Annotated in this window: 15 protein-coding genes and 1 pseudogene; 9 read left to right on the plus strand and 7 right to left on the minus strand. The window is 70.0% G+C overall.

The genetic code is table 11. The features are described from left to right. Window positions 1-62: 62 nt before the first annotated feature. Complete coding sequence (locus tag ACIA73_RS06535; RefSeq protein ID WP_399437159.1) at window positions 63-1,622, minus strand: ricin-type beta-trefoil lectin domain protein; 1,560 nt, start codon at window positions 1,620-1,622, stop codon at window positions 63-65. A gap of 107 nt (window positions 1,623-1,729) precedes the next feature. On the opposite strand from ACIA73_RS06535, the gene ACIA73_RS06540 reads away from it, so the two are divergent. From ACIA73_RS06540 to ACIA73_RS06555, 4 genes are all read left to right on the plus strand, one after another. Further along, window positions 1,730-3,145 carry a class II fumarate hydratase gene (locus ACIA73_RS06540; RefSeq protein WP_399437160.1) on the plus strand — a complete coding sequence of 472 codons (1,416 nt, stop codon included), beginning with the start codon at window positions 1,730-1,732 and terminating at the stop codon, window positions 3,143-3,145. 110 nt (window positions 3,146-3,255) lie between these two features. Next, window positions 3,256-3,945 (plus strand): DUF402 domain-containing protein, encoded by a 690-nt coding sequence (locus ACIA73_RS06545; protein WP_399437161.1) that lies wholly within the window; start codon window positions 3,256-3,258, stop codon window positions 3,943-3,945. Window positions 3,946-4,220: 275 nt separating this feature from the next. After that, window positions 4,221-6,179: a SpoIIE family protein phosphatase gene (locus tag ACIA73_RS06550; protein ID WP_399437162.1), complete on the plus strand. Its 1,959-nt coding sequence runs from the start codon at window positions 4,221-4,223 to the stop codon at window positions 6,177-6,179. 129 nt (window positions 6,180-6,308) lie between these two features. Further along, complete coding sequence (locus ACIA73_RS06555) at window positions 6,309-7,796, plus strand: catalase (RefSeq protein ID WP_399437163.1); 1,488 nt, start codon at window positions 6,309-6,311, stop codon at window positions 7,794-7,796. Window positions 7,797-7,981: 185 nt separating this feature from the next. On the opposite strand, the gene ACIA73_RS06560 is transcribed toward ACIA73_RS06555, so the two are convergent. Further along, a complete protein-coding gene (locus ACIA73_RS06560) occupies window positions 7,982-10,324 on the minus strand; it encodes a transglycosylase domain-containing protein (RefSeq protein WP_399437164.1) in 2,343 nt (780 codons plus the stop codon). A 325-nt stretch (window positions 10,325-10,649) separates the two neighbouring features. On the opposite strand from ACIA73_RS06560, the gene ACIA73_RS06565 reads away from it, so the two are divergent. Both ACIA73_RS06565 and ACIA73_RS06570 read left to right on the plus strand, forming a co-directional pair. Continuing rightward, the gene (locus tag ACIA73_RS06565; RefSeq protein WP_399437165.1) at window positions 10,650-11,612 is read left to right on the plus strand and encodes an SPFH domain-containing protein; all 963 of its coding nucleotides are present in this window, start codon (window positions 10,650-10,652) and stop codon (window positions 11,610-11,612) included. Next, window positions 11,609-11,908 (plus strand): hypothetical protein, encoded by a 300-nt coding sequence (locus tag ACIA73_RS06570; protein WP_399437166.1) that lies wholly within the window; start codon window positions 11,609-11,611, stop codon window positions 11,906-11,908. Before ACIA73_RS06565 ends, ACIA73_RS06570 begins: the two co-directional genes overlap by 4 nt. 63 nt (window positions 11,909-11,971) lie before the next feature. Here ACIA73_RS06570 and ACIA73_RS06575 read toward each other — a convergent pair whose 3' ends face one another. The 5 genes and pseudogenes from ACIA73_RS06575 to ACIA73_RS06595 all read right to left on the minus strand — a co-directional run bounded on the left by ACIA73_RS06575 (window position 11,972) and on the right by ACIA73_RS06595 (window position 16,626). Next, window positions 11,972-12,511: an FtsX-like permease family protein gene (locus tag ACIA73_RS06575; protein ID WP_399437472.1), complete on the minus strand. Its 540-nt coding sequence runs from the start codon at window positions 12,509-12,511 to the stop codon at window positions 11,972-11,974. A gap of 879 nt (window positions 12,512-13,390) precedes the next feature. After that, window positions 13,391-14,335, minus strand: a pseudogene (locus tag ACIA73_RS06580) (FtsX-like permease family protein); the annotation flags it as partial. Then, the gene (locus tag ACIA73_RS06585; protein ID WP_399437167.1) at window positions 14,332-15,030 is read right to left on the minus strand and encodes an ABC transporter ATP-binding protein; all 699 of its coding nucleotides are present in this window, start codon (window positions 15,028-15,030) and stop codon (window positions 14,332-14,334) included. The pseudogene ACIA73_RS06580 and the gene ACIA73_RS06585, both read right to left, overlap by 4 nt. Further along, window positions 15,027-15,551, minus strand: a complete 525-nt coding sequence (locus ACIA73_RS06590) for a PadR family transcriptional regulator (RefSeq protein ID WP_399437168.1) — start codon at window positions 15,549-15,551, stop codon at window positions 15,027-15,029. Before ACIA73_RS06590 ends, ACIA73_RS06585 begins: the two co-directional genes overlap by 4 nt. A 115-nt stretch (window positions 15,552-15,666) precedes the next feature. Further along, a complete protein-coding gene (locus ACIA73_RS06595; RefSeq protein ID WP_399437473.1) occupies window positions 15,667-16,626 on the minus strand; it encodes a hydrogen peroxide-inducible genes activator in 960 nt (319 codons plus the stop codon). Window positions 16,627-16,793: 167 nt separating this feature from the next. On the opposite strand from ACIA73_RS06595, the gene ACIA73_RS06600 reads away from it, so the two are divergent. From ACIA73_RS06600 to ACIA73_RS06610, 3 genes are all read left to right on the plus strand, one after another. Continuing rightward, a complete protein-coding gene (locus tag ACIA73_RS06600; RefSeq protein WP_399437169.1) occupies window positions 16,794-18,377 on the plus strand; it encodes a recombinase family protein in 1,584 nt (527 codons plus the stop codon). A 63-nt stretch (window positions 18,378-18,440) separates the two neighbouring features. Then, complete coding sequence (locus ACIA73_RS06605; RefSeq protein WP_399437170.1) at window positions 18,441-18,995, plus strand: peroxiredoxin; 555 nt, start codon at window positions 18,441-18,443, stop codon at window positions 18,993-18,995. A gap of 52 nt (window positions 18,996-19,047) precedes the next feature. Then, complete coding sequence (locus tag ACIA73_RS06610) at window positions 19,048-19,581, plus strand: alkyl hydroperoxide reductase (RefSeq protein WP_399437171.1); 534 nt, start codon at window positions 19,048-19,050, stop codon at window positions 19,579-19,581. Window positions 19,582-19,623 lie beyond the last annotated feature (42 nt).

Consider the following 19,623-nt stretch of genomic DNA (forward strand, 5'->3'; position numbering starts at 1 on the left):
GAACGTAAGGGCCCGGTCCCTCGCTCGCGCGGCGGACCGGGCCCCTACGGAGGTGGATCAGGTCACGCGAACTGCTGGCTCGCCGAGCCGTCGCACGCCCTCAGCCTCAGCGGCTCCTTTGCCGCCGACAGGGTGACGCAGAGGGTGGTCGCGGCGGCCGGGCGCAGGGTGCCGGACTGCCGTACGAACTTCTGGTTGGCCGCGCCCGAGCAGTTCCACAGGACGAGGCCCGCGCCGGGCTCGTACTTGGCGCCGGGTACGTCCAGGCAGCGGTCGTGGCTCAGTTCGGTACGCAGTGACCTCTGGGTGTCGTCGTACCACCAGCCCTGGTTGCGGCCGCCGTGGCAGTCCCAGCCGCCGACCGCGGTGCCGTTGCGGGTGACGGAGCCGGGGGCGTCCAGACAGGTGCCGGTGGCCGCGTTCTTCAGTGGCCGGAACTTGTCGTCCCAGGCGCCGGTGGTCAGGACCGGCTGTCCGGTGGAAGCCGGGTCCGCGCAACTGCCTTCACGTACAGGCGCGTTGTAGAGCTGGGTGAGGCAGGAGGCGAAGGCGGCGTGGCCTCGGATGTTGGGGTGGAAGGACTGGCGGACCGAGTTCGCGTCCGGCGGGCCCGGCTTGCTCAGGTCGATGTACAGGCCGCGCGCCCAGGGGTCCTCGCTGCACACCTCGTGGCCCTGGAAGAGGCGCGAGTTGTCGAGGTACGTCGCTCCGGTGGACGTCGCCGCCCTGCGCATCCCGCGTTCGAAGGCGGGCACGGCCACATTGCGGCCCCAGGCGGTGTCGGAGTCGTAGCCGAGGCCGCCGCAGGCGACCTTGCCGGGGAAGTTCGGGTTGTCCTTGAAGTCGGGGCCGATCGGGCTCGGGTAGCCCATCACGACCAGCTTGTAGTCGCCGTCCGCGTACCCGGCGTTGGTCATGGTGGTCTTCAGGTCGCGGACGGTCTGCTCGACCTTGGGGACCAGGGCGTCGACGCGGGCCTGCCAGCCGCCCGCGTACTTGGACTCGCAGGGGCCCTGGAGGGTGAGGTAGCGGGTCACGCAGTCGGTCATGACCGGGCCGAACTGGAGGTCGTCGTTGGCCCCGGCGACCAGCACCACCATCTTGATCCTGGTGTTGCGGGCCTTGATGGCGAGGTTGTCGCTCTGGACCAGCTCGTCGGCGTACTGCTTGCTGCCGCCGATCTTGATGTTTCCGCTGTAGCCGCCGGAGCAGGAGACGTTGTACGTCACATCGGCGGCGATGGCGGTCTTGTGGATCGCGGCGTCGGGCGAGCGGTGGCACCAGTTGGTGGGGCCGTTGGTCGGGGCCTCGTAGGTGCCGGTGCCCTCGCCGGAGATCTCGCTGTCGCCGAGCGAGATCAGCCCGGTCTTGCGCTCGCCCATCGGCCGCTCGGCCGGACTGCCGTACAGCTTGGTGGCCTCGGCCGCGCGGATCGCCTCCAGCTCGGGCGGGAGCGGGGTGGAGGCCTGTGCGGAGGGTGCGACGAGTGCCTGTGCGGAGGGTGCCTGTACGGCGGCGTACGCGGCGGTGGTGGTCGTGGCCGACAGTCCGCCGAGCGCCGCCGCCGTCGCGGCGACGGCCGCGACGGAACAACGGAGGGTTCTGTGCCTGGTGCGCGCCATTGCGCCTCCCCGGTTGGTTGTTACCCGAGGTATTTACTGGCCGGTAGTCGAGATGGGAATACCCACAACCGGACAACTGCTCAACTTTTACAGGAGGTACGACAACGATGACGACCGACGAGAACCAGGGCGAGAACCGGGGCGAGTACCGGATCGAGCACGACTCCATGGGCGAGGTGCGCGTCCCCGCGCACGCCAAGTGGCGCGCGCAGACCCAGCGGGCCGTGCAGAACTTCCCGATCTCCGGGCAGCGCCTGGAGCGCGCCCACATCGAGGCGCTGGCGCGGATCAAGGCCGCCGCCGCCAAGGTCAACGCCGAACTGGGCGTCCTGGACAAGGACTTGGCGGGCGCCGTCGCGGACGCGGCGGGCGAGGTGGCCCGTGGCGACTGGGACGAGCACTTCCCGGTCGACGTCTTCCAGACCGGCTCAGGCACCTCCTCCAACATGAACATGAACGAGGTCGTCGCCACCCTCGCCACCGAGCGCCTGGGCTCCCCGGTCCACCCGAACGACCACGTCAACGCCTCGCAGTCGTCCAACGACGTCTTCCCGTCCTCGATCCACATCGCCGCCACGGCCGCCGTGACCGCCGACCTGATCCCGGCCCTGGAGCACCTGGCGGCCTCCCTGGAGCGCAAGTCCGCCGAGTTCGCGGACGTGGTGAAGTCGGGCCGTACGCACCTGATGGACGCCACCCCGGTGACCCTGGGCCAGGAGTTCGGCGGGTACGCGGCAGCCGTCCGCTACGGCGTCGAGCGGCTGCACGCCTCCCTCCCCCGCCTCGCCGAACTCCCCCTCGGCGGCACCGCCGTGGGCACCGGCATCAACACCCCGCCCGGCTTCTCCGCCGCCGTGATCGCCGAGGTCGCCCGCACCACAGGACTGCCCCTCACCGAGGCCCGCGACCACTTCGAGGCGCAGGGCGCGCGGGACGGCCTGGTGGAGACGTCGGGCCAGCTCCGTACCATCGCGGTGTCCCTCACGAAGATCGCCAACGATCTGCGGTGGATGTCCAGCGGCCCGCGCACCGGACTGGCCGAAATCAATCTCCCGGACCTCCAGCCGGGCTCCTCGATCATGCCGGGGAAGGTCAACCCGGTCGTTCCGGAGGCCGTGCTGATGGTCGCCGCCCAGGTGACCGGAAACGACGCGACGGTCGCCGTGGCGGGCGCGGCCGGCAACTTCGAGCTCAATGTGATGCTCCCGGTGATCGCCAAGAACGTCCTGGAGTCGGTCCGGCTGCTCGCCAACTCCACCCGGCTGCTCGCCGACCGCACCATCGACGGCATCACCGCCAACCGTGAGCGGGCCCTGGAGTACGCCGAGTCCTCGCCGTCCGTGGTGACCCCGCTGAACAAGTACATCGGCTACGAGGAGGCGGCCAAGGTCGCCAAGAAGTCGGTGGCCGAGCGCAAAACCATCCGCGAGGTGGTCATCGAGGGCGGATACGTCGAGCGGGGCGACCTCACGGAGGAGCAGCTCGACGCGGCCCTGGACGTACTGGGCATGACCCGTCCGTAATCGGCCATCAGGGATCAGAACAAGCCACACCCGGGGCGCCGCACCACGCGGCGCCCCGCCCCGTGATCCAAATCGCTGCGGCCCCCACCTCATCCTCCTAAAATCCGCTCATGACAGAGCACGTGGATGTGAGAAGCAACGGCGGCACCGCGAAGGACCGATGGGCGCCCGGGGAGCAGATCCTCTGGCGGTACCGGGACAACGCCTCCCCGCACATCCACATCTGCCGTCCGGTGACCGTCGTCCAGGACACCGCCGACCTGCTCGCGGTGTGGATGGCGCCCGGCACCGAGTGCGTCAAACCGGTCCTCTCGGACGGCACCTCGGTGCACCAGGAGCCGCTCGCAACCCGCTACACCAAGCCCCGCACCACCACCACGTCCCAGTGGTTCGGCACCGGCGTGCTCAAGCTGGCGCGGCCCGGTGACCCGTGGTCGGTGTGGCTGTTCTGGGACCGGGGCTGGCAGTTCAGGAACTGGTATGTGAACCTGGAGGAACCGCAGGTCAGGTGGGCAGGCGGGGTGGATTCGCTGGACCACTTCCTGGACATCGCGGTGGGGCCCGACCGGCGCTGGCAGTGGCTGGACGAGGACGAGTTCGCCGAGGCGCGGCGGGTCGGACTGCTGGACGAGCGGACGGCCAAGGGCGTACGGGAGGCGGGCAACGCGGCCGTACGGCAGATCGAGTCGTGGGGGGCGCCGTTCGCCGACGGGTGGGAGAACTGGCGGCCGGAATCCGGGTGGGCGGTGCCCGCGCTGCCGGATGACTGGGACCGCACCCCGGCGCACATGACGACGTGAGACTCTTGATGCGCCCCCAGGGTCCAACCGTAGGATCGTCCTCCGGAAGGCTGCGTACCGGATAGGGCGGGAAGCAACTACCGGGCGTGGAGCAGGACCTGACCGTATGTCACTACAGGGGGTGGATCTGTGAAGCGATGCGTGAACCCGCACGGAAGCGCGCCGGACTCTGTAACGTTCACAGGCCACCTTTCTGTCGACGCCGCCCGCAGAGCGGGTATATCGCCTTCAGCGATTGCATCGCACAAGCTCCCCGGACGGACGGAAACCCACGCGTGACGGAGCAGCAGTCCACCTCGCACGAAGGCCGGCAGCCCCTGGTTGCCGGGCCGCACGAACGCACCCGGCCCCGGCAGGAAGAGGGACCCCAGGAGGAGAGCGCGGCGGCTGCTGCCACCGTGCCCACCCCCGCGGGCCCCGGCCGGCCCGGTGGCCCCGGCCGCCCTTCCGGACCGGGCGGGCCCTCCGGCCCGGCCGAGGGGAGCGCTCCCGGCCGGCCGCCGGTGGGACCGGCCCGCACCGAGGGCGACCGGCTGCGCTTCGTCGGCGCCGCCACCCGCAGGATCGCCCGGGGCATAGACCTGGACGAGATCGTGCTGGGCCTGTGCCGGGCGACCGTGCCCACCTTCTCGGACACGATCCTGGTGTATCTGCGGGACCCGTTGCCGGTCGGCGACGAGCGGCCCGCGGTGCCCTTCGTGATGCGGCTGCGGCGCACCGATCGGCTGCGGCCCAGTGATCTCGGGGAGCTGGTGCCCGGCGAGGAGCTGGACGCCTCGCTGGGCGAGGGTTCGCCCGCGCAGCAGCTGTGCCCGGTGCTGTCCGGGGGCGCGCTGGCGGAGGTGCTGCGAGGGGTACGTCCGGTCTTCGGCGACGCGTCGGCCGCCCGGATCGCACTGCCCGAACTGCTCGGCGCGGACTGTTCGCTGCCGGACGGCCGGCGCGCGATACTCGCCCCGCTCCGGGGCCGCCGCCGGGTGATCGGCGCGGCCGTCTTCCTGCGCAGGCCGGACCGGAACGCGTTCGAGGGCAACGACCTCCTCGTCGCCGCCCAGCTGGCCACCCACACCGCGCTCGGCATCGACAAGGCCGTGCTGTACGGGCGTGAGGCGTACATCGCGGACGAGTTGCAGCGCACCATGCTCCCCGACTCGCTCCCCCGCCCCACCGGCGTGAAGCTCGCCTCCCGCTATCTCCCGGCCGCCGAGACCGCCAGGGTCGGCGGCGACTGGTACGACGCGATCCCGCTGCCGGGCAGCCGGGTGGCGCTGGTGGTCGGCGACGTGATGGGCCACTCGATGACCTCGGCCGCGATCATGGGCCAGTTCCGGACCACCGCCCAGACCCTCGCCGGGCTCGACCTGCCCCCGCAGGAGGTCCTGCACCATCTGGACGAGCAGGCCCAGCGCCTGGGCACCGACCGGATGGCGACCTGTATGTACGCCGTCTACGACCCGGTCTCGCACCGGATCACCATTGCCAACGCCGGCCATCCGCCGCCCATCCTGCTCCACCTGGGCGGCCGCGCCGAGGTGCTGCGGGTGCCGCCCGGCGCCCCGATCGGCGTCGGCGGCGTGGACTTCGAGGCGGTCGAGCTGGACGCCCCCGCCGGGGCCACCCTGCTGCTCTACACGGACGGTCTGGTGGAGTCCCGGCTGCGGGACGTCTGGACCGGCATCGAGCAGTTGCGGGAACGCCTCGCCGCCACCGCGCAACTGACAGGCCCGGACCACCCGCCGCCCCTGGAAGCCCTCTGCGACGACGTACTGGACATGCTCGGACCCGGGGACCGGGACGACGACATCGCGCTGCTGGCCGCCCGCTTCGACGGGATCGCGCCGAGCGACGTGGCGTACTGGTTCCTGGAACCGGAGGAGCAGGCTCCGGGGCGGGCGCGCAGGCTGGCCAGGCGGGCACTGGAGCGATGGGGCCTGGAGGAGCTCAGCGAGTCGGTGGAACTGCTGGTGAGCGAGGTCGTCACGAACGCCGTCCGGTATGCCGAACGGCCGGTGACGCTGCGGCTGCTGCGCACCGACGTGCTGCGCTGCGAGGTCGGTGACGATTCGCCGCAGCTGCCGAGGCAGCGCAGGGCGCGGGACACCGACGAGGGCGGGCGCGGGCTGTTCCTGGTGAACCGGCTGACGCGGAAGTGGGGGGCGACCCGGCTGAGCAGCGGAAAGGTGGTCTGGTTCGAGCTGGGACTGCCCGGCGGCGCACCGGATCAGCGGGGCTGAGCGGCGTACGGTCAGGATCCGGTCCAGGGATGGACCGGGTCCAGATGTTGCCGACGTCGTGTCGGAGCGGTTGACTGGGGCAGTCGGACGTAGCGACCCATTCCCCCACCGATCTCCGGGAGGACGCTCGTGACCGAGGTATCCCGCAAGGCCCAGGCGCCCGGCAAGGGCCCCGAAACCGCTCCGTACACCACCAACAACGCCGGCATCCCGGTGGAGAGCGACGAACATTCGCTCACCGTCGGGCCCGACGGGCCGATCCTGCTCCAGGACCATTACCTCATCGAGAAGATGGCCCAGTTCAACCGCGAGCGGGTTCCCGAGCGGGTGGTGCACGCCAAGGGTTCCGGCGCCTACGGCACCTTCGAAGTAACCAATGACGTCAGCCAGTTCACCAAGGCGGACCTGTTCCAGCCGGGCAAGCGGACCGACATGCTGGCCCGCTTCTCGACGGTCGCCGGTGAGCAGGGCTCGCCTGACACCTGGCGCGACCCGCGCGGCTTCGCGCTCAAGTTCTATACCGAGCACGGCAATTACGACCTGGTGGGCAACAACACCCCGGTCTTCTTCGTCCGTGACCCGATGAAGTTCCAGGACTTCATCCGCTCGCAGAAGCGCACACCCGACAGCGGGGTGCGCGACCACGACATGCAGTGGGACTTCTGGACCCTGTCGCCGGAGTCGGCGCACCAGGTGACCTGGCTGATGGGCGACCGGGGCATCCCCAGGACGTACCGGAACATGGACGGCTTCAGCTCGCACACCTACATGTGGGTGAACGCGGGCGGCGAGCGGTTCTGGGTGAAGTACCGCTTCAAGACCGAGCAGGGCATCGAGTTCTTCACCCAGGAAGAGGGCGATGCGATGGCGGGGAGCGACGGTGACGTGCACCGCCGGGACCTGTTCGACTCGATCAAGCGGGGCGATCACCCCAGCTGGAAGCTGTACGTCCAGGTGATGCCGTTCGACGACGCACCCGACTACCGCTTCAACCCCTTCGATCTCACCAAGGTGTGGCCGCACGCGGACTACCCCGAGATCGAGGTCGGCCGGATGACCCTCAACGAGAACCCCGAGGACTTCTTCGTCCACATCGAGCAAGCGTCGTTCGAACCCTCGAACATGGTTCCCGGTATCGGTCCGTCGCCGGACAAGATGCTGCTCGGCCGGCTCTTCTCGTACCCGGACACCCACCGCTACCGGATCGGCCCCAACTACGCGCAGCTGCCCCCGAACCGCCCCCGGTTCCAGGTCAACTCGTACGCCAAGGACGGCCCGATGCGGTACGAGCCCTCGCGGGCGAGCGCGGTGTACGCCCCGAACTCGTACGGCGGCCCGGCGGCCGATACCGCCCGCTTCGGCGAACCGGCGGGCTGGCAGACGGCCGGCGAGATGGTCCACCACGCGTACACCCTGCACAGCGAGGACGACGACTGGGGCCAGCCCGGCACCCTGGTCCGCGACGTCCTCGACGACGCGGCCCGCGAACGCCTGGTCGGCAACATCGCCGGCCACCTCGCCGACGGCGTGAGCCGCCCGGTCCTGGAACGGGCGTTCACCTACTGGCGGAACGTGGACAAGGAGCTGGGCGAGCGGGTGGCGGCGCGGTTCCACTAGGGAGCTCGGCTCTGCGGCTCCTGCTCCTGACTCCTGCTCCTGCTCCGTTACGACGACGGCGGGCCCCACCCTCGATGGGTGGGGCCCGCCGTCGTCGTACCTGTCGTACCTACCGTCGGCCGCTCACGTAACCGCTCACGTAACCGCGCACGTAGCCGCGCACGGGTACCGCTACGGCCGACCGGCTACGGCTTTGGTGGCCACTGGCCGCCGCCGTCGCCGCCGGCGTCGTTGCCACCGTTGGCGTCACCGCCGGTGTCGTTGCCGCCGTTGGCGTCGCCGCCGGGGTCGGTGCCCGGATCGGTGCCGGGGTCCGTGCCCGGGTCGGTGCCGGGATCAGTGCCGCCCTGGCCGCCGTCCTGACCGCCGTTCTGGCCGCCGTTGGCGGGGGGCAGCGTCTGGGTCGGCGGGGTGGTCTGCTTGGGCGGTTCCGGAGTGTGCTGCGGGGGCTTGGTGGGCTCCGGCGGCTCCGTCTCCTCGGGCTCGGTGGGGGTCGGGGTGGGGGTCGGGGTCGGGGTCGGCGTCTGGTAATCGGCACCCTCCTTGACCTCCAGGTCGAACTCGGCCGCCTTGTCCTTCGCGCTCAGCGCGCCCAGCGTGTAGTCACGCCAGATCTGGGCGGGGAAACCGCCACCGTTGGCGCGGCCCGCGTGGGCGGTGCCGGTGAGGGTGACCTGGGCGCCGGTCTTGGGGTCCTGGCCGAAGAGGCCGACGGCGGTGGCCAGCTTCGGGGTGTACCCGGTGAACCAGGCGGAACGGTTGTTCTCGGAGGTACCGGTCTTGCCCGCAGCCTGGTACTCGTCGCTGTCGGCCTTGCGGCCCGAGCCGTCCTTCATCACGTTCTGCAGGACGGAGGTGACGGTGTCGGCGGTCTCCCGCTGGAGTCCGTCGGCGTCCTTCATGCCCGGCGGGACGATGTCCTCGCGGTCCTTCTGCTCGGCCTTCTTGACGATCGACGGGGTGATCGTCCTGCCGTGGGCGGCCAGCGAGGCGTAGGCGCCCGCCATGTCCATGGTGTTGGCCCGCATGGTGCCCAGCGACATCGCCGGGTTGGCGCCGAAGTCACCGCGGTCCTGCATGCCCGCCCGGAGCGCGGTCTCCTTGGTCAGCTTGGGGCCGACGTCCACGATCATCTGCGCGAAGACGGAGTTGATCGACTTGGCCATGCCCTCCTGGACGGTGACGTCGCCGTAGCTCCGGTCGTCCTCGTTCTCCGGGGCGAACGGGACCTCGCCGCCGACGGTCTTGCGCTTGCTGGTGCCGTCGTAGACCGTGTTGGCGGTGATCGGCTCGCCGTCCTGGGTCTCCGAGCCGTTCTCCAGGGCCGCCGCGAAGACGAACGGCTTGAAGGTGGAGGCGGGCTGGTAGTCGGTACGGGTCGCGTTGCTGACCTGGTGGGTCAGGTACTCCGCACCGCCGTACAGCGCGACCACCGCGCCCGTCTTCGGGTCGACGGAGGTGGCACCGGCCTGGACGTTGGCGTCCTGCTTGTTGCCCTTGCGGTCGAGCTTGGACTCCAGCTGCCGCTGGACCGCCTTCTCCAGTGCCTGCTGACGCTTCTTGTCGATGTTGAGGGTGATCGTCCAGCCGCCGGCCGCGAGCTCCTTCTCGTCGATCTTCTCGCGCACCATCAGCTGCTGCTTGGCCGCTTCGACGAGATAGCCGGTCTGCCCCTTGAGGCCCGGGTCGGACTGCACAGGCAGGGGCATCGGGAACTTCATCCCGGCCCGCTTGGCCTGGTCCAGCTCGCCCATCTTCACCATGTTGTCCAGCACGTAGTTCCAGCGGTCCATGACGAGCTTCTTGTTCGTCGGGGTCGCGGTCAGTACGTCGTAGCTGCTGGGCGCCTGGAGCAGCGCGGCCAGATAGGCGCCCTGCTCGACGGTGAGCTTCTTGGCGTCGGTCCGGTAGTACGCCTGGGCGGCGGCCTGGATCCCGGCGGCGCCACGGCCGTAGTAGCTGGTGTTGATGTACCCGAGGAGGATCGTCTCCTTGGAGTACTTGTCGTCCACCTTGAGCGAGATCACCAGCTCCTTGAGCTTGCGGGATACCGTCTGCTCGCTGGTGAGGTAGTAGTTCTTCACGTACTGCTGGGTGATCGTCGAGCCGCCCTGCTTGCCCTTGCCCGAAAGGGTGTTGAGCAGGCCTCGGGCGGTGCCCTTGAAGTCGATGCCGTTGTCTTCGTAGAACGACATGTTCTCGGCGGCGACGAAGGTCTTCTGGACCTTCTCGGGGATGTTGTCCAGCGCCACGTTCTCGCGGTCGTACGACCCGGCGGTTCCGGTCCGCGCCAGGATCGAGCCGTCGCTGTACTTGTAGACGTTGCTCTGGGTCTTCGCCGAGGCGTTGCCCGGGGGTATCTCGATCAGCATGTACAGGGCGGCGAAGCCCGCCATGCCGAGCAGGCAGAGCCCGAAGAACGTACCGAGCACCTTCTTGATGGTGAAGAAGCGGCGTATGCCTTTCTTCTCTCCCTGTGCCCGGCGCGACCCACGCTGCCGGGCCCTTCGCGCATCCGCACGGCCCATTGGTCAGTTGCTCCGCTTCTTGAGACTTCGCTCGCCATACTCGCCGGGTCAGCTAGGAAAGCTAACACCGCCGATCGGGACAAAAAGGCGCCAATCACGCTTTTTACGGGCGTGACAATCAGCACCTCCCCTCAGGGAACCGACGAATGGGAAGGCCAGAAGGTTGCCGTGCGTGAAAGAAGTTGAGGAAAGTCGTCCGGTTTACGTCCGTATGTGGTCGACACGTGGCCGACGCGACGGTATGCAGTCGCGCCGAACCGCGATAAAGTGATATCACTTTGCTAGACCGAGCAAGGTACGGACGGACAGAGAAACGGGGATCCTCATGTCGACCACCTCCTCCCACAGCCCGGGGAACACCCCCGCGGACGACACCGCGGACAGCCTCCCGGAGATGCCCGCGCCACGGGTCACCGAGTTCCCGGCGCACAGCATCGGCGGCGGACTCGCCCTGCTGCTCGGTCTGCTCGGCATCGTCGTCGCGGCCGGTCTGATCGCCCTGGGCGTCGCCGTCACCGCGGTCGGCGGGAAGGTCGCGCTGATCGTCGCCGGCATCCTGCTCTTCTTCGGCGCGCTGCTCGCGATGAGCGGACTGAACATGGTCTCGCCCGGCGAGGCACGCGTCGTCCAGCTCTTCGGCCGCTACCGGGGCACCATCCGCACCGACGGCCTGCGCTGGGTGAACCCGCTCACCACCCGTAACAAGATCTCCACCAGGGTCCGCAACCACGAGACCGCCGTCCTCAAGGTCAACGACGCGTACGGCAACCCGATCGAGCTGGCCGCGGTCGTGGTCTGGCGGGTCGAGGACACCGCGCAGGCGCTCTTCGAGGTGGACGACTTCCTGGAGTTCGTCTCCACCCAGGCGGAGGCGGCGGTACGGCACATCGCCATCGAGTACCCGTACGACGCCCACGAGGAGGAGGGCCTGTCCCTGCGCGGCAACGCGGAGGAGATCACCCAGAAGCTGGACGTCGAGCTGCGCGCCCGGGTCGAGGCGGCCGGTGTGCACATCATCGAGTCCCGCTTCACCCACCTCGCGTACGCTCCGGAGATCGCCTCCGCGATGCTCCAGCGCCAGCAGGCCGGCGCAGTGGTGGCGGCCAGGAAGCTGATCGTGGAGGGCGCGGTGGGCATGGTCGAGCAGGCGCTCGCCCGGATCTCCGAACAGGACATCGTCGAACTGGACGAGGAGCGCAAGGCGGCCATGGTGAGCAACCTCCTGGTGGTGCTGTGCGGCGACCGCGCGACCCAGCCGGTCATCAACACGGGTTCGCTCTACCAGTGAGTGACACCGGATCCGGGCCCGCGGCGGACCCGGCGGAAGGCGGCCCCGAGGACTCCCCCGAGGACGTACCGCCGTCGGCCAAGCCCCGCAAGGAGCCGCGCAAGCAGGTACTGCTGCGGCTCGACCCCAAGGTGTACGACGCGCTGTCCCGCTGGGCCTCGGACGAGCTGCGCAGCGCCAACGCCCAGATCGAGTTCCTGCTGCGCAAGTCGCTGCTGGACTCGGGCCGGCTGCCGAAGAACACCGGGCCGCTGCCGCGCAGGGGGCGCCCGCCGAAGGACGCGGCCCCGGAATAGCGCGACGAGGGGGCTGCCGTACTCACCCGTACGGCAGCCCCCTCGTCGTTCAGGCACCCGGTCTCACTCCGTTCGCAGCCCGTCCGGCCGCATCAGCCGCCACAGCGGCGGCAGGCTGAGCAGGCCGACGAGGAGGACCACTCCCCCGCCGATGCCCGCCATCGCGGCGACCCCGGCCCAGTCGACGGCGAGCCGGACGTCGCTCATCCTGAGCAGGACCAGACCGAGGCCGACCCCCACGGCCACCGCGAGCACCAGCCCGAGGACCATCGGGACGGCGGTCTGCCACAGCACGGACCGGCCGAGCGTGGACCTGCGGGTGCCGAACGCGACGAGCACCGAGAGCAGCTTGCGGCGCTCGCGCAGCTGCTCCAGCTGGGAGACCAGCAGGCTGACCCCGATCAGCAGCAGTACGCAGGCAGCGCCCGCGTACAGCGCCTTCTGGACGGTGGCGAAGCGCCGGTCGCTGACGCTCGCCGTCGTGTTGTACGCGCTGACGTTCGGGTCTGCGGCGGCGAGTACGTTGCGCACCCGCTCGATGGCGTCCGGGTCGGCCGGATCGACCTTCACGTACACCGAGTACGCCAGGCTGCCGGGGGCCATCCTCGGCAGTGCGCCGGGGGTGGCGAGCAGTCCGCCGCGCTTGCCGCCGCCGGGGTCCGGGATGGCCTGGGCGGCACGCACCTGTGCGGGCAGGGTCCACCGGACGGGCGGCGGGTTGCTGACGGCGTTCCCGGTCCTGGGCATGCCCTCGAACTCCTCGGGCCGCAGGACGACCGTGCGGCCGGCCCCGAAGACGTCCGAGGGTGCGGGCCGGTCCGCACCGGTGGCGGCGAAGACGTCCCCGTCCTTGCAGGTGGGGAGCTTCGCCACCTCGCGCAGGGTGGCGCAGTCGGCGACGGTGACCTCGTCGCGCTCCTTCGGCGACTTGGCCCGGTCGCCCATGCTGACCGCGCCGAGTCCGATGTACTGCCGCACGCCCTCGGTCCGGGCGATGTCGGCGCCCAGCCGGTCGGCGTTGCGTGCGGCCGGGCTGGACTCGGGAATGACGGTCGACAGCTGGGCGCGGCCCGGGTCGGCGCCTGTCTCCGTGACGTAGCGGTCGTCGATGCCGCCCAGCAGCATGTGCAGGGCGATGGCCCCGGCCACCGCGACGGCGATGCCGTTGACCGTGCGGGCGGCCATGGCGCCGTTCAACTGGAGCCTGCGGACGGCGAGTTGCCAGGAGGGGGTGCCTCCACCGAGACGGGCGACGAAGGCTTCCACCAGCCAGGGCAGCAGCGCGGTGACGCCCAGCAGGATCAGGACGGTGCCGCCGATCAGTTTGGTCTGGTCGACCGGAACTCCGGTTCCCTGGCGGACCAGGGGCACCAGCAGGGCGAGTCCTCCGGCCGGCAGCAGCAGCCGCCACCACAGCCTGCGGCGCACCGGCCTGGCGGTGCGGACCACGCCCAGGGGTTCGATGACGACACCGCGCAGCGCCAGGAGCGCCACCCCCACGGCGGCGGCCGGGACTGCCAGGACCACCAGGACCACCAGCGCGGGCGCCGGGGTCAGGTCCGAGGGGAAGAGTCCGGCTCCGGCGGCGCCGAAGGTGATCAGACCGGCCATCGAGCGGGCGAGGAGGAAGAGCCCGGCACCGACCGCGAGTCCGAGCAGTGCGCCCGCGAGCGCCTCCCCGGCCGCGACCAGCCGCACCGTACGGCTGTCCGCGCCCACCAGGCGCATCGCGGCCAGTCTGCGGTCGCGCCGCTCACCGCCGAAGCGGACGGCGGCCGCGATGAACACCCCGATGGGTACGAGCAGGACGACGAAGGTGACCACGATCAGCAGGAGCAGGGTGGGGTCGTACGCGAGATGACCGCGTGCGGTGAAGCCCGCGACGCGGGACACCCCGGGGGTGTCCGCCTTCAGTGTGGAGTCGCCCCGGTAGTAGGCGAGTTCGGCGGGGCCGAACAGCCCCTCGTCGCCGATGACGGCGGTGACCTTGCCGGGCAGCCGCTCGCGCAGCAGTCTGCCGTCGTCGGACTTGAGCAGGGTGTCGAGCGCGGGCGAAACGGCGAGTTCGCCGTTACCCGGGTATGCGGCGAGACCCGGCGGCAGCGGTACGTCGGCCCCTTCGGGCTTGACGAGTCGGCCGCGCACACCGGCGTCCCGGTACTGGGTCTCCGCGTTGGCGATGAGCAACGTGCCCCGTCCCGCCCCCGCGCTGCCCCCGGCGGGCATCTCCATTCGGGAGGCGTTGCGGTCGTCGCGTGCCGACATCGCGTGCGGCACGGCCACCGAGACCAGCAGCAGCGTCACCCCAAGCCCGACACCCAGGGCGGTCAGCGCGGTGCGCACCCACCCCTCACGCCCGCCGCCCAGGGCGAAGCGCATGCCGAGCCCCAACGCCCGTGCGATCTCGGCGGGCTGCCCCTTGCTCATACCGCGTACTCCGTACTGCGTGACTTGCCGTCCCGTACGACGACCTCGCGGTCGGAGTAGGCGGCGACCCGCGCCTCGTGGGTGACGAGCACGACGGCGGCGTTGGTGGAGCGGGCGGCCTCGGTGAACAGCTCCATCACCCGCTCCCCGTTGAGGGAGTCCAGCGCACCGGTCGGTTCGTCGGCGAAGAGCACCCGGGGGCCGGTGACCAGGGCGCGGGCCACGGCGACCCGCTGCCCCTGTCCGCCGGAGACCTCGCCGGGCCGCTTGGCGGCGAGGTCGTCGACCTCCAGCTTCCGCATCCAGCCGAGAGCCTGCTGTTCGGCCTCGCGGCGCTTGACGCCGTTCAGCCTGAGCGGCAGCGCGACGTTCTCCACGCAGGTCAGCTCGGGCACCAGCTGCCCGAACTGGAAGACGAAGCCGAACTCACTGCGGCGCAGGGCGCTGCGTTCGCGGTCGGGCATCGAGGACAGTTCGCGGCCCTGGTAGCTGATGGACCCCGAGTCCGGGGTGACGATCCCGGCGAGGCAGTGCAGCAGCGTCGACTTGCCGGACCCCGAGGGGCCCATGACGGCGACGACCTCACCGGGGTGGATGGAGAAGTGGGCGCCGTCGAGGGCGGGGGTGGCGCCGTAGGTCTTGTGCAGGTCGGACGCGGCGAGGAGGGACCCTGCCGGTATCGCGGGGGGCTTCACTTGCGTACCTCCGCGGCGAGGCGGTCGAGCCGGGCACCTGTCAGTTCCAGCCAGCGCAGGTCCGCCTCCAGGTGGAACAGGGCGTGGTCGCAGACCAGTTGGTCGGCGAGGTCGCCGCCGCGCTTGCGGTCGGTGAGGACGCGCATCAGGCGCAGGTGTTCGGCGCGCTGCACGTCGAGGAGGTCGGCGGCGCCGCGGCCGGTGAGGAGCGCCAGGACGACCTTGGTGTACAGGGTCGACTGGAGGTACGGCTCGGGCTTCTCCGGCTGCGCCAGCCACTGCTCGACGTCGGTGATGCCCGCGTCGGTGATGGCGTACGTCTTGCGCTCGGGGCCGCTGCCCGGCTCGGTTCCGTCGACTTCGACGAGGCCGTTCTTGAGGAGCCGGGACATGGTCGAGTAGACCTGGCCGTAGTGCAGCGGCCGGTCGTGCCCGAATTTTTCGTCGAAGGTCCGCTTGAGGTCGTAGCCGTGGCGGGGGCCCGCCTCAAGGAGGCCGAGCAAAGTGTGCCCGATTGACATGCGGAGCACTGTACACGGCGTGTATACGTGGGGTGTATAGCCGAAGTGCATAGCTGCTGCGGAGGCGCGTTCCGGGCTTACGGGGTGGGGGTTGCCCGCGCGGTTCCTCGTGCCCCTAGAGGCACACCCGCACCGGCAGCCCCCCGACCGCCCCCCTCAACGCCCCTGCGAACTCCTCGAACTCCTCACCCCTGGCCGCGCCTGCCCGCATCGCCAGCGCGATCCGGCGTGACGGGGCCGGGGACGCGAACTCCCCGGTCACCAACGCCACGTTCCGCGACGTCTCCACCTCCACCGCCGTACGCGGCAACAACGTCACCCCCAGCCCACCCGCGACCAGCTGCACCAGGGTGGAAAGGCCGGCCGCCGTCGTCGTCACCGGCACCCCGTCCCCCCGCCCCGCCTCCCGGCACACATCCAGCGCCTGATCCCGCAGACAGTGCCCCTCGTCCAGCAGCAGCAGATCCAGTTCCCGCAGCGACTCCCGCGGGATGTCGGCCCGTCCGCCCAGCCAGTGGTCCGCCGGAGCCACCAGTACGAAGTCCTCCTCGTACAAGGGGAGTTCCAGCACGCCCGGAACCCCCAGCGGCACCGCGAGCAGCAGCAGATCCAGCCGCCCCGCCGCCAGCCCCTCCAGCAGCGACGAGGTCTGCTCCTCATGCACCTGAAGATCCAGCTCCGGATACCGCTCGTGCACGAGCCGCAGCACGGTCGGCAGCAGATACGGCGCCACCGTGGGAATCACCCCGAGCCGCAGCACCCCGGTGAACGGCGCCCGCACCGCCTCCGCCTCCTCCAGCAGCGCCCCCACCGCCGCCAGCACCACCCGCGCCCGTACCGCCAGCCGCTCCCCCGCCGCCGACAGCAGCACCTTGCGCGTGGTCCGCTCCACGAGCTGCACACCCAGCGCCTCCTCCAGCGCGGACACCGCCCCCGACAGCGCGGGCTGACTCATCCCGATCGCGGCTGCGGCGTCCCGGAAGTGCAGCGACTCGGCCACCGCGACGAAGGCCCTGAGCTGGGCGAGGGTGGGCTGCTTCTTGGCGTTGCTGGCGGCGATGACTGTGCTCCGTATCGATGGTTCGGCATACGTACCGAAATCCGAACAGACACCCGAGCGGACCACCGTTCGGATCTCTCTTCCCCGCAGAGAAGAACGTTCGACCCCAGGTGGCGTTTGGCATATCAACCCACCGCATCAAGCGCACCGGGACCCACACGAACCACCAGGGGGCGGGATCCATGATCACAGTTGGCGCGTATGTCCGCATGTCCCAGGACGACGACCTCGGCAGCCCGGAACAGCGCCGCGAGGGAGTCCTGCGCCAGGCCGAGGACTGCGCCGCCCTCGCCCGGGAACGCGGTCTGCTGATGGGCAAGGTGTACGAGGACAACGACACCTCCGCTTTCAAGGAGCGCAGACACCGCCCCGCCTTCGAGGAGTTGCTGCACGATCTCGCGGACGGCGTGGTCGACGGCGTGATCGTGTACGCCCTGGACCGGGTGGCCCGGCAGCCCCTTGACCTGGAGCGGCTGATCGAGGTGTACGACCTTTCACGGCGCCCACTGGTCTTCGCAAGTTGCGTCGAAGCCTTCTGCCTGTCGGACGAGGAGGGACAGATGGCCGCCCGCCACCAAGTCCTGGTGGCCCTCGCGGAGAGCCAGAACATGTCCCGCCGCATCGCCCGGGTGAACAAGGCCCGCGCCGCCACGGGCAAGGCCCATCTGGGCGGGCGCCGCCCCTTCGGCTGGCAGCAGGGCGGCGCACGCGTCGACCCGACCGAGGCCGGTCTGATCCGCAAGGCTTACGCGGACCTCCTCGGCGGCGCGCTGATCGGCCACATTCGTGCGGACTGGATCGCGCAGGGCCTCCGGCCCCGCACCCGGGAAACCTCTGAGGGCCGCCCCCGCCCGCTCTCTCACGGCACGGTCCTGTCGCGGCTGGTGAACCCCCGGCTCTGCGGCTACCGCGCCTACGCACCCCAGACCTTCCGCGAGAGCGAACGGCGCGCCCTCTGGCTGCCCGACCACCTCGTACGCGCCGCAAGCGGCGAACCGGTGACCGGTGACTGGGAGACCATCGTCACCGTGGAGGAGTGGGAGCAGGTCACGGCCCTCCTTCACCAGCGCAAGCAGGACCGCGCCATGCCGCCACGGAGCACCGCACCCTCCCACCTCCTGTCGGGCATCGCCCGGTGCGGCAACTGCGGAGCTGCCATGTATCCCACGGACTACGTCAAGGGAACCCCGGCCCACTCGCGGCACGGATTCCGCTACTGCTGCCTGCCCAGCAATGGCGGGTGCGGGTCGTGCTCACGGGTCGGCCCGTCAACGGACACCGTCGTGGAGGCGGCTCTGCTCAGCCGTCTGCACCAGTCCCTCCACGAGCCGTATCCGCAGTTCGCGCCCGGCGTGTACGGGCAGTTGCGCACATCCCTGCGCACCCGCACTCACCTCGGAGAAGCCCGGCAACGCGGGGAGCTGACAGCGGCCGACCTCCACGCGCGGCTCGACGCCCTGCGGGTCCACAACGCGCCCCACCTGGTCGAGCTGCACAGCTCCATGGCCGGACACCGCCGGACCCTCGCACGCTTCGGCGAAGCCGCCGAGCGATGGGACGACCTCGATGTCCAGCAGAAGCGTGCTCTGCTCCGGGAGACAGCGACGCACGTGGTCATCCGCCCTGCGGGACGAGGCAAGCGGTTCGACCCGGACAAGATCGAAGTCACCTGGCCGTCTGGACCGACACTCGACACCGATAGGGCGTGGCAATCAAAGTCCACTCTTAAGCCGATTTCACTGATCAGTGACTCCATGGCAGGCTGATCACAGTCCAACCCTGTAGAAATGCCGCGAAGCGGCCTTTCCTCTCCGTCCAAGAGGAGCCCCATGCTTACCGTTGGTGACAAGTTCCCCGAGTTCGAGCTCAACGCCTGTGTCTCGCTGGAGGCCGGCAAGGAGTTCGAGCAGATTACGCACAAAACGCATGAAGGTGCCTGGAAAGTATATTTTTCGTGGCCGCTTGACTTCACCTTCGTATGCCCGACCGAGATCGCTGCCTTCGGCAAGCTGAACGACGAGTTCAAGGACCGCGACACCCAGATCCTCGGCTTCTCCCTGGACTCGGAGTTCGTGCACCACGCTTGGCGCAAGGACCACGCCGATCTGCGTGACCTGCCGTTCCCGATGATGTCCGACATCAAGCGTGAGCTCAGCTCGGACCTCGGCACCCTGGGCGCCGACGGCCTGCCGATGCGCGCCGTCTTCATCGTCGACCAGAACAACGAGATCCAGTTCTCCATGGTCACCGCCGGTTCCGTAGGCCGTAACCCCAAGGAGGTCCTCCGGGTCCTCGACGCGCTCCAGACCGACGAGCTGTGCCCGTGCAACTGGAGCAAGGGCGACGAGACCCTGGACCCGGTCGCGCTCCTCTCGGGCGAGTAAGAACCCCGGCAGACAGCCCGACCGTACGGACCACAGAACGGAACGATCTGACATGGCTCTCGACGAACTCAAGTCCGCCATACCGGACTTCGCCAAGGACCTGCGCCTGAACCTGGGCTCGGTCATCGGCAACAGCGACCTCCCGCAGCAGCAGCTGTGGGGCACCGTACTGGCCTGCGCGATCGCCTCGCGCTCGCCGAAGGTACTGCGTGAGCTGGAGCCGGAGGCGAAGGCCAACCTCTCCCCCGAGGCGTACACGGCCGCCAAGTCGGCCGCCGCCATCATGGCGATGAACAACGTCTTCTACCGCACCCGCCACCTGCTGTCCGACCCGGAGTACGGGACGATGCGGGCCGGCCTGCGGATGAACGTCATCGGCAACCCGGGCGTCGAGAAGGTCGACTTCGAGCTGTGGTCCCTCGCGGTCTCCGCGATCAACGGCTGCGGCCAGTGCCTGGACTCGCACGAGCAGGTGCTGCGCAAGGCGGACGTCTCCCGCGAGACCATCCAGGAGGCCGTGAAGATCGCCGCGGTCATCCAGGCGGTCGGCGTGACCATCGACTCCGAGGCCGTCCTCGCGGAGTAGCGGAGCAGTACGTACGTGAAGGGGCCCGCCGGCATCGCATGC

Source organism: Streptomyces sp. NPDC051561 (assembly GCF_044454195.1).
In the GTDB taxonomy this organism is placed as follows: domain Bacteria; phylum Actinomycetota; class Actinomycetes; order Streptomycetales; family Streptomycetaceae; genus Streptomyces.

What these genes read in the sequence shown, in the direction of transcription:
- ACIA73_RS06575 (WP_399437472.1), bottom strand. Translation starts at nt 12,511, where the DNA reads ATGGCCCCCGGCAGCCTGGCGTACTCGGTGTACGTGAAGGTCGATCCG.
- ACIA73_RS06545 (WP_399437161.1), top strand. Translation starts at nt 3,256, where the DNA reads ATGACAGAGCACGTGGATGTGAGAAGCAACGGCGGCACCGCGAAGGAC.
- ACIA73_RS06605 (WP_399437170.1), top strand. Translation starts at nt 18,441, where the DNA reads ATGCTTACCGTTGGTGACAAGTTCCCCGAGTTCGAGCTCAACGCCTGT.
- ACIA73_RS06600 (WP_399437169.1), top strand. Translation starts at nt 16,794, where the DNA reads ATGATCACAGTTGGCGCGTATGTCCGCATGTCCCAGGACGACGACCTC.
- ACIA73_RS06565 (WP_399437165.1), top strand. Translation starts at nt 10,650, where the DNA reads ATGTCGACCACCTCCTCCCACAGCCCGGGGAACACCCCCGCGGACGAC.
- ACIA73_RS06590 (WP_399437168.1), bottom strand. Translation starts at nt 15,551, where the DNA reads ATGTCAATCGGGCACACTTTGCTCGGCCTCCTTGAGGCGGGCCCCCGC.
- ACIA73_RS06610 (WP_399437171.1), top strand. Translation starts at nt 19,048, where the DNA reads ATGGCTCTCGACGAACTCAAGTCCGCCATACCGGACTTCGCCAAGGAC.
- ACIA73_RS06535 (WP_399437159.1), bottom strand. Translation starts at nt 1,622, where the DNA reads ATGGCGCGCACCAGGCACAGAACCCTCCGTTGTTCCGTCGCGGCCGTC.
- ACIA73_RS06540 (WP_399437160.1), top strand. Translation starts at nt 1,730, where the DNA reads ATGACGACCGACGAGAACCAGGGCGAGAACCGGGGCGAGTACCGGATC.
- ACIA73_RS06560 (WP_399437164.1), bottom strand. Translation starts at nt 10,324, where the DNA reads ATGGGCCGTGCGGATGCGCGAAGGGCCCGGCAGCGTGGGTCGCGCCGG.